Source organism: Propionivibrio sp., assembly GCF_049316945.1.
In the GTDB taxonomy this organism is placed as follows: Bacteria; Pseudomonadota; Gammaproteobacteria; order Burkholderiales; family Rhodocyclaceae; genus Propionivibrio.
Map to the genome: position 1 here is coordinate 1 of NZ_JBMOJE010000112.1, position 15,747 is coordinate 15,747.

Here is a 15,747-nt window from a genome sequence, read left to right on the forward strand (position 1 = left end):
AATCGTGCCGACGTTTACGTGCGGCTTCGTACGTTCGAATTTTGCCTTAGCCATTTACAGTATCCTTAAAACCAAAAATCACTTCTTGTTGATCACAGCTTCGGCGACGTTCTTCGGCGCCTCAACGTAATGTTTGAATTCCATCGAGTAGGTGGCACGGCCCTGCGAAAGCGAACGCACGGTGGTCGAGTAGCCGAACATCTCAGCCAGAGGAACCTCAGCCTTGATGGCCTTGATCGCACCGGGGAGATCTTCCATGCCCTGAACTACGCCACGCCTTCCGGAAAGATCACCCATGATGTTGCCCATGTACTCTTCCGGCGTTTCGACCTCGACCGACATCATCGGTTCAAGCAAGGTCGGCTGCGCTTTGCGCATGCCTTCCTTGAAAGCCATGGAAGCCGCCATGCGGAAGGCGTTTTCATTGGAATCAACGTCGTGGTACGAACCATCGAACAGCGTGAATTTTACATCCACCACCGGGAACCCGGCCAGGACACCGCTCTTGACGCAGTCCTGCAAACCCTTGTCAACGGCCGGAATGTACTCGCGAGGAACAGAACCACCCTTGACGGCATCCACAAACTGGTAGCCCTTGCCGGCCTCATTCGGCTCGATCTTGAGCCAGACGTGTCCAAACTGTCCGCGGCCACCCGACTGCTTGACGAACTTGCCTTCCTGTTCGACAGACTTCTTGATGCATTCACGGTAAGCCACTTGCGGTGCTCCGACATTGGCTTCAACGTTAAACTCCCGCTTCATGCGGTCTACGATGATTTCAAGGTGCAGTTCGCCCATGCCCGAGATGATGGTCTGCCCAGTCTCTTCATCAGTCCGCACCCGGAACGACGGGTCTTCCTGGGCAAGACGGCTGAGTGCAATGCCCATCTTTTCCTGGTCCGGCTTTGTCTTCGGCTCGACGGCAATGTGGATAACCGGCTCCGGGAACACCATGCGCTCAAGCGTAATAATGGCCGCCGGATCGCACAGCGTTTCACCTGTTGTCACGTCCTTCAAACCGACGCAAGCGGCGATGTCACCGGCCAGAACTTCCTTGATTTCCACTCGATTGTTCGCATGCATCTGCAGCACACGACCGATACGCTCCTTACGCCCTTTGATCGGGTTGTAGATCGTATCACCGGACTTCAGCACCCCTGAATAAACACGGATGAAGGTCAACTGGCCGACATAGGGGTCGGTCATCAACTTGAATGCAAGCGCCGAGAACTTGGCATCATCAGAGGCCACACGGGAATCCCGTTCGCCGTTTTCCTTTTCACCGCCAACCGGCGGAATATCAACCGGAGATGGCAGCAGATCGATAACTGCGTCCAGCATGCGTTGCACGCCTTTGTTCTTGAAGGCGGTACCACAGAGCATAGGCTGAATTTCACAGGCAATCGTACGATCGCGCAGGCCCTTGATAATCTCGGCCTCAGTCAAATCCCCTTCTTCAAGGTACTTATTCATCAGTTCTTCAGATGCTTCGGCAGCCACCTCGACCATCTTGCCGCGCCACTCTTCTGCCTGGGCCTGCAATTCGGCCGGAATTTCCCGGTAGTCAAACTTCATCCCCTGAGACGCTTCGTCCCAGTAGATTGCCTTCATCTTGATCAGATCTACCACGCCCTGGAAATAATCTTCCTTGCCAATTGGAATGACTATTGGCACTGGGTTAGCCTTGAGGCGGGTCGCCATCTGATCAATGACCTTGAAGAAGTCCGCTCCCTGGCGATCCATCTTATTTACGAAGGCAAGGCGAGGAACCTTGTATTTGTTGGCCTGACGCCAAACGGTTTCGGACTGCGGTTGCACGCCGCCCACGGCACAGTAGACCATACAGGCGCCATCCAGCACCCGCATCGAGCGCTCAACCTCAATGGTGAAGTCAACGTGACCCGGCGTATCAATGATATTGATACGGTGTTCGGGACGGATGAAATCCATACCCTTCCAGAAACAGGTAGTAGCCGCTGAGGTGATGGTAATGCCACGCTCTTGCTCCTGCTCCATCCAATCCATGGTCGCAGCACCGTCATGCACTTCGCCAATTTTGTGATTCACACCGGTGTAGAACAAGATGCGCTCAGTCACCGTTGTCTTGCCGGCGTCAATGTGCGCGCTAATACCGATATTGCGGTAGCGGTCGATAGGAGTTTTGCGTGCCAAAGTCTTGAACCTTCACTAATAAAGAACGATCGTCAGCTGAATGGCTGCGGCGAAAAAAGTATGCAATCAGAACCGGAAGTGGGCAAATGCCTTGTTGGCGTCAGCCATGCGATGCACTTCGTCGCGCTTCTTGACAGCGCCACCGCGGTTTTCTGCCGCTTCAAGCATTTCGGCGGCCAAACGCTGGCCCATCGACTTCTCGGAGCGCTTGCGGGCAGATTCACGTAACCAGCGCATGGCCAGCGCCATACGACGGCTCGGACGAACTTCAACCGGCACTTGGTAGTTGGCACCACCAACGCGACGGCTCTTGACTTCAACCAGAGGCTTGATGTTATTTATGGCCAGACCAAACACCTCTATCGGATCCTTGCCACCCTTGGCAACGATCAAGTCAAATGCGCCATAAACAATGCGTTCGGCAACCGACTTCTTGCCACTCATCATGATGGTGTTAACGAATTTGGAGACTTCGATATTGCCAAATTTCGGATCCGGCAGAATATCGCGTTTTGGTACTTCACGACGACGTGGCATAGCAACCTCTCAAAATATCAATTCAGTTGAAGGACGATGCAACACGCACCGACCCTCGCGGCCGATCAGATGAACGGCCACTTACTTAAACGGCGATCAAGCCGCTTTCGGACGCTTCGTACCGTACTTCGAACGACTCTGCTTACGATCCTTGACGCCTTGTGTATCCAGAGATCCACGAACGGTGTGGTAACGAACACCTGGCAAGTCCTTCACCCGGCCACCGCGAATCAGGACCACTGAGTGCTCCTGAAGGTTGTGACCTTCACCACCAATGTACGAGATGACTTCGAAGCCATTCGTCAGACGAACCTTGCACACTTTACGTAGCGCGGAGTTCGGCTTTTTCGGGGTGGTGGTATAGACACGGGTACATACACCGCGCTTCTGCGGGCAGTTTTCCAGTGCTGGTACTTTACTCTTGCTACGCACGGCCTCACGGGGCTTACGCACGAGCTGGTTAATGGTTGGCATATTTCTATCCCTAAATTCCCTGCAGCGACAGCTCTTCAGCGAGCATGGCATCTGCAAAAAAACCAAGGCGGACCAAGGGCCGCCTTAGCGATTTTTTTATAACAGGCAGGGGCAATGGTTAGCCCTAGCCGACAAAGACCCGAGATTCTAGGGTCTATCAAGCCCCAAGTCAACCGACCTGAGCATCCTGCGTATTCTCACCGACCGCAACAGCATCGTTGACCATACCTTGTGCGGCAGCCAGATCGACGCCTGCCGCATTGTTCTTGCGCATCCGGTGATACGCCAGACCCGTACCCGCTGGAATGAGACGACCAACGATGACGTTTTCCTTTAGACCACGCAGTTCGTCACGTTTGCCCATGATTGCAGCTTCAGTCAGAACACGGGTGGTTTCCTGGAATGACGCCGCCGAGATGAATGAATCGGTAGACAAGGACGCCTTGGTAATACCCAAGAGCACTGGCTCATAGCTTGCTGGAAGCTTGCCATCCTTCTCCATTCGATCATTCTCATCCAGCAGATGGGCACGCTCGACCTGCTCACCCCTGATGAATTTGGTATCCCCCGTATCCAGCACATTGACGCGGCGCAACATCTGCCGAACGATTACCTCGATATGCTTGTCGTTGATCTTTACACCCTGCAGACGATAAACATCCTGCACTTCATCAGTGATGTAAATGGCCAACGCTTCGACTCCCCGATAACGCAGTATGTCATGCGGGTCGGGCGCGCCATCAACAATCGATTCGCCCTTGTTCACTACCTGGCCATCGTGCACCAGCACATGCTTGTCCTTCGGAATCAGGTACTCGTGGGTCGCGCCCTCAAGGTCGGTAATGACCAGACGTTGCTTGCCCTTGGTGTCCTTGCCGAACGACATGGTGCCGGTAAATTCTGCCAGCATGCCGGCATCCTTTGGTGTTCGTGCCTCGAAGAGCTCGGCAACACGCGGCAGACCACCGGTAATGTCGCGTGTCTTGGCTGACTCTTGTGGCAGACGAGCCAAGACGTCACCCACTGATATTTTCTGTCCATGGAGTGCCGGCTCAATGATTGCTCCGACTTGGAAGGTGATGGTCACCGCATGGTCGCTGCCATGAACCTTAACCTCTTCACCATTATCGTCGAACAACTTGATCTGTGGACGCAAACCCTTTGTTTGCGCCTTGCCGCCGCGTTTCGGATCGATCACAACCAGTGTTGACAAACCAGTCACCTCATCCATCTGTTTGGCGACCGTAACACCCTCTTCAACGTTCTCAAACTGGACCAGTCCCGAGTATTCGGCAATAATCGGACGCGTATGCGGATCCCATGATGCCAGCTTGGTACCGGCCTTGGCCTGCTGACCATCCGAAACCTGCAGGGTAGATCCGTACGGCACTTTATGCTTTTCACGCTCGCGGCCGTTGTCGTCGGTAATCAGAACCTCACCGGAGCGTGTAATGACGATCTTCTCACCCTTGGCGCTGGTGACATAGCGCATCGAAGTCGTGAAGCGCACTACACCGGCACTCTTGGTATCAACCTGGCTGGCAACCGCCGCTCGCGACGCTGCACCACCAACGTGGAAAGTCCGCATGGTAAGCTGGGTGCCGGGCTCACCAATCGATTGTGCAGCGATCACCCCAACTGCTTCACCTATATTGACCGGAGTACCTCGACCGAGATCGCGGCCATAGCACTTGGCACATAAACCATAGCGGGTGTCACAGGTCAATGGAGTGCGCACCTTCACTTCATCGATGCCGATCCGGTCAATCAGATCGCAGAGATCTTCATCGATCAGCGTACCCGCTTCGATAACTGTTTCATCCGTCTCCGGGTTGATCACGTCAGCAATCGTGACGCGACCAAGGATGCGCTCGCGCAGTGCTTCGATAACCTCGCCACCTTCGATCAGCGCTTTCATTGTGACGCCGTGCTCGGTGCCACAATCATTCTCGATAACGACCAGATCCTGTGTCACATCAACCAGACGGCGGGTCAGGTAGCCGGAGTTCGCGGTTTTCAGTGCCGTGTCGGCCAGACCCTTACGGGCGCCGTGCGTTGAGATAAAGTATTGAAGAACGTTCAAGCCTTCGCGGAAGTTCGTTGTGATCGGCGTTTCGATGATCGAACCATCCGGCTTGGCCATCAGGCCTCGCATGCCCGCCAGTTGTCGAATCTGGGCGGCCGATCCACGGGCACCGGAATCAGCCATCATGTAGATGGAGTTGAATGATTCCTGCTTGACCTTCTTGCCATGGCGATCGATCACTTCCTCTTGGCCGAGCTGATCCATCATGACCTTGGCCACTTGATCCCCGGTACGACCCCAGATATCGACTACCTTGTTGTAGCGCTCACCGTTGGTCACCAGACCATTGGTGTACTGACTTTCGATTTCCTTAACTTCTCTTTCGGCAGCGGCAATGATCTCGCCCTTCTGGCTTGGCACGAGCATATCGTCCGAGCAGATTGATATACCAGCACGTGTTGCCAGTCGGTAGCCGTTCTGCATCAGCTTATCGGCAAAAACAACCGTTTCTTTCAAGCCGCAACGACGAAAAGCGATGTTTATCAGCTTGGAGATTTCTTTTTTCTTGAGCGGCCTGTCGAGAACGCTGAACGGCAAACCCTTTGGCAAAATTTCGGATAGCAGCGCTCGACCCGCGGTCGTGTTGTAGCGGGTAACTTTTTCCTGCCAAACGTTGTTACCATCCTTCTCATATTCCTTGATGCGCACCGATATTTTGGCATGCACATCGAGTTCTCCGGCCTGCATGGCACGCGTAATTTCAGCCAGGTCAGGGAAAATCATCCCTTCGCCCTTGGCGTTGATCCGCTCACGAGTCGCATAGTAGAGACCAAGAACGATATCTTGCGAGGGAACAATGATCGGTTCCCCATTAGCCGGCGACAGTACATTGTTCGAGGCCAGCATCAGAGTCCGGCACTCCATCTGTGCCTCAAGCGACAAGGGAATGTGGACGGCCATCTGGTCACCATCGAAGTCGGCGTTGAACGCCGCGCAAACCAGCGGGTGCAACTGGATGGCTTTACCTTCAATCAGCGTCGGCTCGAAAGCCTGGATGCCCAGTCGGTGCAATGTCGGGGCACGGTTGAGCATGATCGGATGTTCACGGATCACCTCTTCGAGAATGTCCCACACCACCGGTTCCTGCATTTCAACCATCTTCTTGGCCTGCTTGATGGTCGTCGCCAGGCCCATGATTTCGAGACGGTTGAAAATGAACGGCTTGAACAACTCAAGGGCCATCAGCTTCGGCAGCCCGCACTGATGCAGCTTGAGCTGCGGGCCAACGACGATGACCGAACGACCTGAGTAGTCGACGCGCTTGCCTAGCAAATTCTGGCGGAAACGACCACCCTTGCCTTTGATCATGTCGGCCAGCGACTTCAGCGGACGCTTGTTGGCTCCGGTCATGGCCTTGCCACGGCGTCCGTTGTCGAGCAGCGAATCGACAGCTTCCTGGAGCATGCGCTTTTCGTTGCGCACGATGATTTCGGGCGCCTTGAGTTCGAGCAGGCGCTTCAGGCGGTTGTTACGGTTGATGACGCGACGATAAAGATCGTTCAGGTCTGAGGTGGCAAAACGGCCCCCATCAAGCGGAACCAGCGGGCGCAGATCCGGAGGCAGAACAGGCAGCACTTCAAGAACCATCCATTCGGGCTTGATGCCGGATTTCTGGAATCCTTCGAGAATTTTCAGGCGCTTGGAGAATTTCTTGCTCTTGGTTTCAGAAGTGGTGGTTTCTAGTTCCGAGCGCAGACGATCGACTTCGCTGCTCAGATCGATCGAACGCAGGAGTTCACGGATGCCTTCGGCGCCCATCGCTGCGTAGAAATCGTCACCGTACTCTTCGACCTTGGTCAGGCAATCATCTTCCGTCAGCAACTGACCTCGCGTAAGCGGAGTCATGCCAGGGTCACAAACAACAAAGGCTTCAAAGTAGAGAACACGTTCGATGTCGCGCAAGGTCATGTCAAGAACCATACCCAGCCTGCTCGGCAGGCTCTTCAAGAACCAGATATGGGCGACCGGCGAAGCCAGTTCAATGTGCGCCATGCGCTCCCGGCGCACCTTCGACAATGTCACTTCAACGCCGCACTTTTCACAGATCACACCGCGATGTTTGAGGCGCTTGTATTTACCGCACAGGCACTCGTAATCCTTGATCGGGCCAAAAATCTTGGCGCAGAACAGACCGTCACGTTCCGGCTTGAAGGTACGATAGTTGATCGTTTCCGGCTTTTTTACTTCGCCGTAAGACCAGGAACGGATTTTGTCCGGCGAAGCAAGGCCGATGGTAATCGCATCGAACTGTTCTTCTTGCGTTACCTGCTTAAACAAATCAAGTAGTGCTTTCATCTTTCACTCCGTTCGGGGTGATAACCCAAATTCTTCAAGCTACAGCCAAGGCTGCGGCTACCGTCTATCAACTGCGTTGACAGAACACTGTCAATAGCGCTCAAGATCAATATCGATTGCCAGCGAGCGAATTTCCTTGACCAGCACATTAAAGGATTCTGGCATGCCTGCTTCAATCTTGTGATCACCCTTGACGATGCTCTCATAGACCTTGGTCCGCCCATTCACATCATCCGACTTGACCGTCAGCATTTCCTGCAGAACATAAGCCGCACCGTAGGCTTCGAGGGCCCACACTTCCATTTCACCGAAGCGCTGGCCACCGAATTGCGCCTTGCCGCCCAGGGGCTGCTGAGTAACCAGCGAGTAAGGCCCGGTGGAACGAGCGTGCATCTTGTCATCGACCAAGTGATGCAGCTTGAGCACGTGCATGTAGCCGACCGTAACCTGGCGCTCGAAGCGTTCACCGGTGCGGCCGTCAAACAAGGTCATCTGACCTGATTCCGGCATTCCGGCCAGTCTCAGCATGTCCTTGATCTCCTCCTCGTTGGCCCCGTCAAACACGGGTGTCGCAAACGGAACGCCAGCCTCGAGGTTTCCGGCCATTTCGATGATTTCGGTATCATTCAGCTCGTTGAGATCTTCGGGCTTGCCGTTACTGTTATAAACCTGCTCAAGGAAGCCACGCACCTCTTTGGCATTGGCTTGGCGGCGAAGCATCTCGCCGATCTTGAAGCCAAGACCCTTGGCGGCCAAGCCAAGGTGGACCTCAAGAACCTGACCGACGTTCATCCGCGACGGAACACCCAGCGGGTTCAGCACGATATCGACCGGACGGCCATCAGCCATGTACGGCATGTCTTCAACCGGCACGATGCGGGAAACCACACCCTTGTTACCGTGACGACCGGCCATCTTGTCACCCGACTGCAAGCGACGCTTGACGGCCACATAAACCTTGACCATCTTCTGCACGCCCGGTGGCAATTCGTCGCCCTGAGTCAGCTTCTTGCGCTTCTCTTCGAAGGCAATATCGAAATCCTTGCGTGTCTGCTCCAGACCCTCGCGCAACGATTCAAGCTGTTGAGCCACATCGTCGTCAGCCATGCGAATATCAAACCAGTGGTGCGCATCGATCCCGCCGAGGTATTCCTTGGTGACTGAAGTACCCTTGGCCAAACGCTTAGGACCACCATTTGCAACCTTGCCGTCGATCAAACGCTCAACCCGTGCAAATGCATCGCGCTCGACGATACGCAACTGGTCGGCGAGGTCGAGCTTGTAACCCCGCAGGTGGTCGTCGATGATCGACTGCGCACGCTTGTCACGCTCAATTCCCTCACGGGTGAACACCTGGACATCAATGACCGTCCCGGCGATACCGGACTGCACGCGTAGCGAGGTGTCCTTGACGTCGGATGCTTTCTCGCCAAAGATCGCACGCAGCAACTTCTCTTCCGGCGTCAACTGGGTTTCACCCTTCGGCGTGACTTTACCGACCAGTACGTCGCCGGCCTCGACTTCAGCACCGATATAAACGATTCCCGACTCATCAAGGCGTGAAAGCTGCGACTCGCCTAATGACGCGATGTCTCGGGTGATTTCTTCCGGGCCGAGTTTGGTATCGCGGGCGACAACCGTCAGTTCTTCGATGTGAATCGAGGTAAACCGGTCTTCGGCCACAACACGTTCAGAAATAAGGATCGAATCTTCGAAGTTGTAACCGTTCCAGGGCATGAACGCGATCAGCATGTTCTGGCCAAGCGCCAGTTCACCCTTGTCGGTCGACGCCCCATCGGCAACCACATCGCCCTTGGCGATGACATCACCCACACGAACCAACGGTCGCTGATTGATATTGGTGTTCTGGTTGGATCGCGTGTACTTCACCAGGTTATAAATATCGACACCAACTTCACCCGGAACGGTTTCGTCGTCATTGACTCGGACAACGATCCGCGAAGCGTCCACATAGTCGACCTTGCCGCCACGCAGCGCCTGAACAGCCGTTCCCGAATCGACGGCAACGGTACGTTCGATACCCGTACCGACAACCGGTTTTTCTGGCCGCAGACAGGGAACCGCCTGCCGTTGCATATTGGCACCCATCAGCGCACGGTTTGCGTCATCGTGCTCAAGGAAAGGAATCAGCGAAGCAGCTACCGAGACGATCTGCCCTGGAGCTACGTCCATGTACTGGACACGCGACGGCTGCGCGAGGATCGTTTCGCCCTTTTCACGGCAGGTCACAAGGTCATCGGAAAGAGTACCTAGCTTGTCGAGCGCCGAGTTGGCCTGGGCAATGATGTAACCGCCCTCTTCAATGGCCGACAGATACTCGATCTGGTCGGTAACCTTGCTGTCGATCACCTTGCGATAGGGGGTCTCAAGGAAACCGTACTCGTTGGTACGGGCAAAAAGCGCCAGCGAGTTGATAAGACCGATATTCGGGCCTTCCGGCGTCTCGATCGGGCAAACACGACCATAGTGTGTCGGATGCACGTCGCGCACTTCGAATCCAGCGCGCTCGCGCGTCAAGCCGCCCGGGCCGAGCGCCGAAACGCGACGCTTGTGCGTGATCTCGGACAACGGATTGGTCTGGTCCATGAACTGCGAGAGTTGACTGGAACCGAAAAACTCCCTGACAGCAGCACTGATCGGTTTGGCATTAATCAGGTCATGCGGCATCAGATTATCCGACTCAGCTTGGGACAGGCGTTCTTTGACAGCACGCTCCACACGCACAAGCCCAGCACGGAACTGGTTCTCGGCTAATTCCCCAACCGAACGTATGCGACGGTTACCAAGGTGATCGATATCGTCGATATCGCCGCGACCATTGCGCAGTTCGACAAGTATCTTGATGACTTCGACGATATCGCGCGGCGACAGCGTCAGTTGATCACGAATTTCGTTATTTACGCCAAGGCTCTTCAACTGAGCTGAAAGCGTATCGGCATCTTCTTTGGTGAGGTTTTCAGCGATGGCACGAATGCCATAAGACAACTCACTCAGCAGCAATTCGACGACCGCATGCGAACCGCCTGCTGTCTCAACAATGGCGTTGACAATGGGCTCACGCTTGGACGGGACATGCTTGACCATCACCTTGTATTCAACAACGTCTTTGCGGACGACGCGGCGGTTGAACTTCATCCGGCCAACGGCTGAGAGATCGTAACGATCGTCGGAATAGAACAATCCATTGAACAGAATCTCGACCGCCTCTTCCGTTGGCGGTTCGCCCGGTCGCATCATACGATAGATGGCGACACGTGCGGCCTGCTTCGAAACTGTTTCATCGGTTCGCAGCGTCTGCGAAATGAAACCACCGCGGTCCAGATCATTAATGTACAGGGTCTGCAGCGAGTCAACGCCAGCCTCGATCAGCTTGGCCAACAAGGCCTCCGTAATTTCATCATTGGCATTGGCGAGAATTTCGCCAGTTTCCTTGTCGATGATGTTCTGGGCGACCATACGGCTGACAAGAAAATCTTCCGGAACGGCGATCTGCTTGATCCCGGCCGCGTCGAGTTCACGAATGTGCTTGCCGGTAATCCGTTTGTCCTTGGCTACGAGAACCTTGCCGGACTTGTCGCAAAAATCGAAGCGAGCCACCTCGCCGCGCAAACGCTCGGGGACAAGATGGAACTCAACACCCTTTTTGCTGATCTGGAAGGTATCAAAATCAAAAAACTCACGCAGAATTTGCTCCGGAGTCAGGCCAATGGCCTTGAGCAGTGTTGTAACCGGCATCTTGCGGCGCCGGTCGACGCGGAAAAACAGCGTGTCCTTCGGGTCGAATTCGAAATCAAGCCATGAGCCGCGATAAGGAATTACACGCGCCGAGAAAAGCAGCTTGCCCGAGCTATGGGTCTTGCCCCGATCATGTTCGAAAAACACCCCTGGCGACCGGTGCAATTGCGAAACAATAACGCGCTCGGTACCGTTAATAACGAAAGAGCCGGTCGTGGTCATGAGCGGAATCTCGCCCATGTACACTTCCTGCTCCTTGATTTCCTTGATGGTATCGGGCGTCTCACGATCCAGAATGATCAAGCGGACTTTCGAGCGCAAGGCCGACGCGAAGGTTAGTCCGCGTTGTTGGCATTCCTTGACATCAAAGGCGGGCTCGGCCAGAGCAAAGCTGACAAATTCCAGCCGGGCATTGCCGCTGTGACTAACGATCGGAAAGATCGAGGAAAACGCGGCTTGCAGCCCCTGGTTCTTGCGCTGGGCAGGCGGCACAGCAGCCTGCAGAAAAGCGGTGAAAGATTCCAGTTGCGTCGCCAGCAAGAACGGAACGTCAAGCACATTGGAACGCTTGGCGAAACTTTTGCGGATACGTTTTTTCTCGGTGTAGGAGTAGGTCATGGTCGCTCCGAGCTCAGAAAGCAAAATCCTCTAGCGCATCCCGTCCAGAGCCGAGAGACTCTGGACGGTTCGCAACGGACAAACGTAAGAACAATTGGACAGATCAAGCGGACACATCCGCTTACTGGATCACTGCCATTCGTACTTGCGTTTGCACGCCACAAAACTGCACATCCAATCGGTAGAAACGACGCTGTGACGATGTCGTTTCCGGAAAAGCACAAAAGGGCTGGCAGCTAAAAAGCGGCCAGCCCAACTTGCAAAGCCGAGATTACTTGATCTCAGCCTTGGCGCCTGCGTCTTCGAGCAACTTCTTGAGGGCTTCAGCATCAGCCTTGGAAATAGCTTCCTTGACGGCCTTAGGAGCGCCATCAACAAGATCCTTGGCTTCCTTCAGACCCAAGCCGGTGGCAGCGCGGACAACCTTGATCACTTCAACCTTCTTCTCGCCAAAACTTTGCAACATGACGGTGAATTCGGTCTGTTCTTCAACAACAGCGGCTGCAGCTGCCGGGCCAGCAACGGCCATGGAGGCTGCAGAAACGCCAAACTTCTCTTCGAACGCCTTGACCAAGTCGTTCAGATCCATAACGGTCATCGAGCCAACGGCTTCGAGGATGTCATCTTTGGTTATTGCCATAATCAATAAACTCCTAAATCTGGATACAGGTGAAAGCTGTCAATAGGCATGCAAATAGCGATCAGACGACCGCTTCTTCGCGTTGCTTGGCCAGTGCAGCAAGGGCACAGGCAAAACCTGTAACCGGTGCCTGCATTATGCCGAGCAGCCTGCCCAACAGTTCTTCGCGGCCCGGAATCGAAGCAAGTGCTTGCACACCGGCCTTGTCGAGCACCTTGCCGGCGATACTGCCAGCCTTCAGAACCAGCTTGTCATTAGTTTTTGCAAAGTCGTTAAGTACCTTCGCCGCAGCCACTGGATCTACCGAAATACCGTAGATCAACGGACCAGTCATCTGCTCGGCGAGGCCAGCAAAAGCACTGCCTGCTACTGCGCGACGCACCAAGGTGTTTTTCAGCACACGCAGATAAACGCCAGACTTGCGCGCCTGAGCACGCAGCTTGGTGAGATGAGCCACCTCAAGACCGCTGTACTCAGCCACAACGATAGTCTGGGCGTTGGCTACCTGAGCCGACACTTCAGCCACGACGGCTTTTTTTTCATCAAGATTGAGACCCACAGGTCCTTCCTCCTATCAAGTCAACACACGGCGCATCCGGCTGGATGCACCGCACCTACGGCGACCTGAACCAAGAGCACCCACAGTTCAAAAACAACTGCAGAGAAATCCTGTTCGGGTTTCACCATCTACGCAGGCCGTTTGCACACTTAAACCTTCAGGCATTGTTCCGTCTTCAGGCACCTGCGGTCTTTGACGATCTACCGGCAATACAGCCAACCGGTAGCCCAAAGTTCCTTGCAGAGCCGATTCATCGACACTGCATAACAATATTACAGTGTGGACGGATCCACACGCACGCCCGGACCCATGGTGCTGGAAACAGCGATTTTCTTCAGATATTGGCCTTTGGCGTTGGCCGGCTTGGCCTTGGTCAGCGCTTCTACCAGAGCCTTGAGGTTGAGTTCGAGCTTGTCTGCATCGAATGAAGCGCGACCGATGGTGCTATGCACAATGCCCCCTTTGTCGGTCCGGTACTGAACCTGACCAGCTTTGGCATTCTTGACACCGGTAGCCACATCCATGGTTACCGTACCAACTTTCGGGTTCGGCATCAGACCACGCGGCCCGAGGATCTGACCGAGTTGACCAACCACGCGCATGGCATCGGGCGTCGCAATCACGATGTCGAAATTCATATTGCCGGCCTTGATGTCGGCAGCGAGATCTTCGAACCCGACGATATCGGCACCTGCTGCCTTGGCCGCTTCGGCCTTTTCACCTTGAGCGAAAACGGCAACACGAACGGTCTTGCCGGTACCTGCAGGCAGTACGACCGAACCACGAACCAACTGATCCGATTTACGTGCATCTATACCGAGGCTGACGGCGACGTCAATCGACTCGTCGAACTTGGCAGTCGCATACTCCTTGGACAGCTTCAGTGCTTCGCCAACAGCGTAGCTTTTGTTGCGATCAACTTTGCCTTGCATGGCCTTTTGGCGCTTGCTAAGAGTGGTCATATCAGAGGCCCTCCACGGTAATGCCCATCGAGCGGGCACTGCCAGCAATGGTGCGAATTGCCCCATCCATGTCAGCAGCAGTCAGATCAGGCATCTTCTGCGTGGCAATTGCCTCGCACTGGGCGCGTGTCAACTTGCCAACCTTATCGGTATGTGGTTTGGGACTTCCCTTTTGAATGCCCGCCGCCTTCTTGATCAGAATAGTCGCCGGTGGCGTCTTCATGATGAAGGTAAAGCTCTTGTCCGCGAAGGCGGTAATTACCACGGGAATCGGCAGGCCGGGCTCCAGACCCTGCGTTTGGGCGTTGAAGGCCTTGCAGAACTCCATGATATTCAGCCCGCGCTGACCTAGGGCGGGACCGATCGGGGGCGAGGGATTGGCCTTGCCCGCCGGCACTTGCAGCTTGATAAAGCCGACAATTTTCTTTGCCACGGTATAACTCCTTTATACGGGTGCAAACGCGCTTTTCAGGGCGCTCCCCAAAGACAAACGCGACCCGATGGCCGCTCTGCTTCGACGCACTGGGCAAACCCGGCGCCACGACACAACAAGAATCAAGCCTTTTCGACCTGACCAAACTCCAACTCCACCGGCGTTGCACGACCAAAAATGGTCACTGACACACGGAGGCGGTTTTTTTCATAATTGACATGCTCGACCGAGCCATGAAAATCGGTAAATGGACCGTCCTTGACGCGAACAATCTCGCCAGGTTCAAACAGCACTTTGGGACGCGGCTTCTCGACGCCGTCCTGCATCTGCTGCATGATCTTTGCAACTTCCTTCTCGGAAATCGGCGTCGGCTTGTTGGCTGAACCACCGACAAAACCGGTAACTTTCGGTGTGCTTTTCACCAGATGCCACGACTCGTCGTTCATCTCCATTTCCACCAGCACGTAGCCGGGGAAGAACTTGCGCTCGGAAATACTCTTCTGACCCAGTTTCAGTTCAACAACTTCCTCTACCGGCACCAGAACGCGCCCAAACACATCCTGCATCCCCTGTCGCTGAATACGTTCGTCGAGCGCTCGTTGCACGCTCTTTTCGAAGCCCGAATAGGCATGAACCACATACCAGCGCTTGCTCATGATTTTCTCCATCCAAGAACCAGGTCGTACAACACCCACTCAAGGCTCTTGTCAGTCAGCCAGAGAAAAAACGCCATGATGACAACAAAGGCAAACACCAACCCCGTGGTTTGCAGGGTTTCCTTGCGTGTCGGCCAGACAACCTTTTTCGCCTCGTTGGTCGCCTCTTTGGCAAAGCCGAAGAACTGGCGACCAGGCTCGGTCTGCCATGCCACAGTGGCGGAAAGACCAACACCAGCCAACACCGCCAGCACACGCATAATCATCGCCTGCTCAGCAAGGAGGTAAAAGCCAGCCACGCCGGCAACCAGCAGCAACAGCGCCAACGCAAACTTGATTTTATCGGCCATTTCCTCAGCTTTATTTATAGTTATGGCAGGGGCAGAGGGAATCGAACCCCCAACCTTCGGTTTTGGAGACCGACGCTCTGCCAGTTGAGCTATGCCCCTGCAGCAGAGACAAAGAGCGCCCTGTTACCGGAGCGCCCTAGTGTCTTTGTTCCTTTTACTCGATAATTTTAGCGACGACGCCGGCGCCGACGGTACGACCGCCTTCACGG

11 protein-coding genes and 1 tRNA gene are annotated in these 15,747 nt (G+C 54.7%); all 12 read right to left on the minus strand.

The genetic code is table 11. From position 1 onward, the window contains the following. Window positions 1-78: 78 nt before the first annotated feature. Window positions 79-2,172: an elongation factor G gene (gene fusA / locus ACOYNV_RS20195; RefSeq protein WP_422901611.1), complete on the minus strand. Its 2,094-nt coding sequence runs from the start codon at window positions 2,170-2,172 to the stop codon at window positions 79-81. A gap of 66 nt (window positions 2,173-2,238) precedes the next feature. Further along, window positions 2,239-2,709 carry a 30S ribosomal protein S7 gene (gene rpsG / locus ACOYNV_RS20200; protein WP_422901612.1) on the minus strand — a complete coding sequence of 157 codons (471 nt, stop codon included), beginning with the start codon at window positions 2,707-2,709 and terminating at the stop codon, window positions 2,239-2,241. A 96-nt stretch (window positions 2,710-2,805) separates the two neighbouring features. Next, on the minus strand, window positions 2,806-3,183 hold the full coding sequence (gene rpsL / locus ACOYNV_RS20205) for a 30S ribosomal protein S12 (RefSeq protein ID WP_294273024.1): 378 nt from the start codon (window positions 3,181-3,183) through the stop codon (window positions 2,806-2,808). A 169-nt stretch (window positions 3,184-3,352) separates the two neighbouring features. Continuing rightward, entirely contained in the window at window positions 3,353-7,564 is a 4,212-nt protein-coding gene (gene rpoC / locus ACOYNV_RS20210; RefSeq protein ID WP_422901613.1) for a DNA-directed RNA polymerase subunit beta', read from the minus strand. Window positions 7,565-7,654: 90 nt separating this feature from the next. Further along, on the minus strand, window positions 7,655-11,938 hold the full coding sequence (gene rpoB, locus ACOYNV_RS20215; RefSeq protein ID WP_422901614.1) for a DNA-directed RNA polymerase subunit beta: 4,284 nt from the start codon (window positions 11,936-11,938) through the stop codon (window positions 7,655-7,657). Between the two features lie 271 nt (window positions 11,939-12,209). Continuing rightward, window positions 12,210-12,578, minus strand: coding sequence for a 50S ribosomal protein L7/L12 (rplL, locus tag ACOYNV_RS20220; RefSeq protein WP_422901615.1), 369 nt, complete (start codon window positions 12,576-12,578; stop codon window positions 12,210-12,212). Between the two features lie 61 nt (window positions 12,579-12,639). Further along, complete coding sequence (rplJ, locus tag ACOYNV_RS20225; protein ID WP_422901616.1) at window positions 12,640-13,137, minus strand: 50S ribosomal protein L10; 498 nt, start codon at window positions 13,135-13,137, stop codon at window positions 12,640-12,642. 272 nt (window positions 13,138-13,409) lie between these two features. After that, window positions 13,410-14,099 (minus strand): 50S ribosomal protein L1, encoded by a 690-nt coding sequence (gene rplA, locus ACOYNV_RS20230; protein ID WP_422901617.1) that lies wholly within the window; start codon window positions 14,097-14,099, stop codon window positions 13,410-13,412. A 1-nt stretch (window position 14,100) separates the two neighbouring features. Continuing rightward, the gene (rplK, locus tag ACOYNV_RS20235; protein WP_422901618.1) at window positions 14,101-14,532 is read right to left on the minus strand and encodes a 50S ribosomal protein L11; all 432 of its coding nucleotides are present in this window, start codon (window positions 14,530-14,532) and stop codon (window positions 14,101-14,103) included. A 122-nt stretch (window positions 14,533-14,654) separates the two neighbouring features. Beyond that, window positions 14,655-15,200: a transcription termination/antitermination protein NusG gene (gene nusG, locus ACOYNV_RS20240; RefSeq protein ID WP_422901619.1), complete on the minus strand. Its 546-nt coding sequence runs from the start codon at window positions 15,198-15,200 to the stop codon at window positions 14,655-14,657. Then, a complete protein-coding gene (gene secE / locus ACOYNV_RS20245; RefSeq protein WP_422901620.1) occupies window positions 15,185-15,538 on the minus strand; it encodes a preprotein translocase subunit SecE in 354 nt (117 codons plus the stop codon). The genes nusG and secE overlap by 16 nt, the downstream gene beginning before the upstream one ends. A gap of 23 nt (window positions 15,539-15,561) precedes the next feature. Further along, window positions 15,562-15,637: transfer RNA gene (locus ACOYNV_RS20250), tRNA-Trp, on the minus strand. Window positions 15,638-15,747: the final 110 nt, after the last annotated feature.

Bases quoted from the DNA above. Each gene is read 5' to 3' on its own strand.
- rpsG (WP_422901612.1), bottom strand. From the start codon at position 2,709: ATGCCACGTCGTCGTGAAGTACCAAAACGCGATATTCTGCCGGATCCG.
- rpsL (WP_294273024.1), bottom strand. From the start codon at position 3,183: ATGCCAACCATTAACCAGCTCGTGCGTAAGCCCCGTGAGGCCGTGCGT.
- rpoC (WP_422901613.1), bottom strand. From the start codon at position 7,564: ATGAAAGCACTACTTGATTTGTTTAAGCAGGTAACGCAAGAAGAACAG.
- rpoB (WP_422901614.1), bottom strand. From the start codon at position 11,938: ATGACCTACTCCTACACCGAGAAAAAACGTATCCGCAAAAGTTTCGCC.
- rplL (WP_422901615.1), bottom strand. From the start codon at position 12,578: ATGGCAATAACCAAAGATGACATCCTCGAAGCCGTTGGCTCGATGACC.
- rplA (WP_422901617.1), bottom strand. From the start codon at position 14,099: ATGACCACTCTTAGCAAGCGCCAAAAGGCCATGCAAGGCAAAGTTGAT.
- nusG (WP_422901619.1), bottom strand. From the start codon at position 15,200: ATGGAGAAAATCATGAGCAAGCGCTGGTATGTGGTTCATGCCTATTCG.
- secE (WP_422901620.1), bottom strand. From the start codon at position 15,538: ATGGCCGATAAAATCAAGTTTGCGTTGGCGCTGTTGCTGCTGGTTGCC.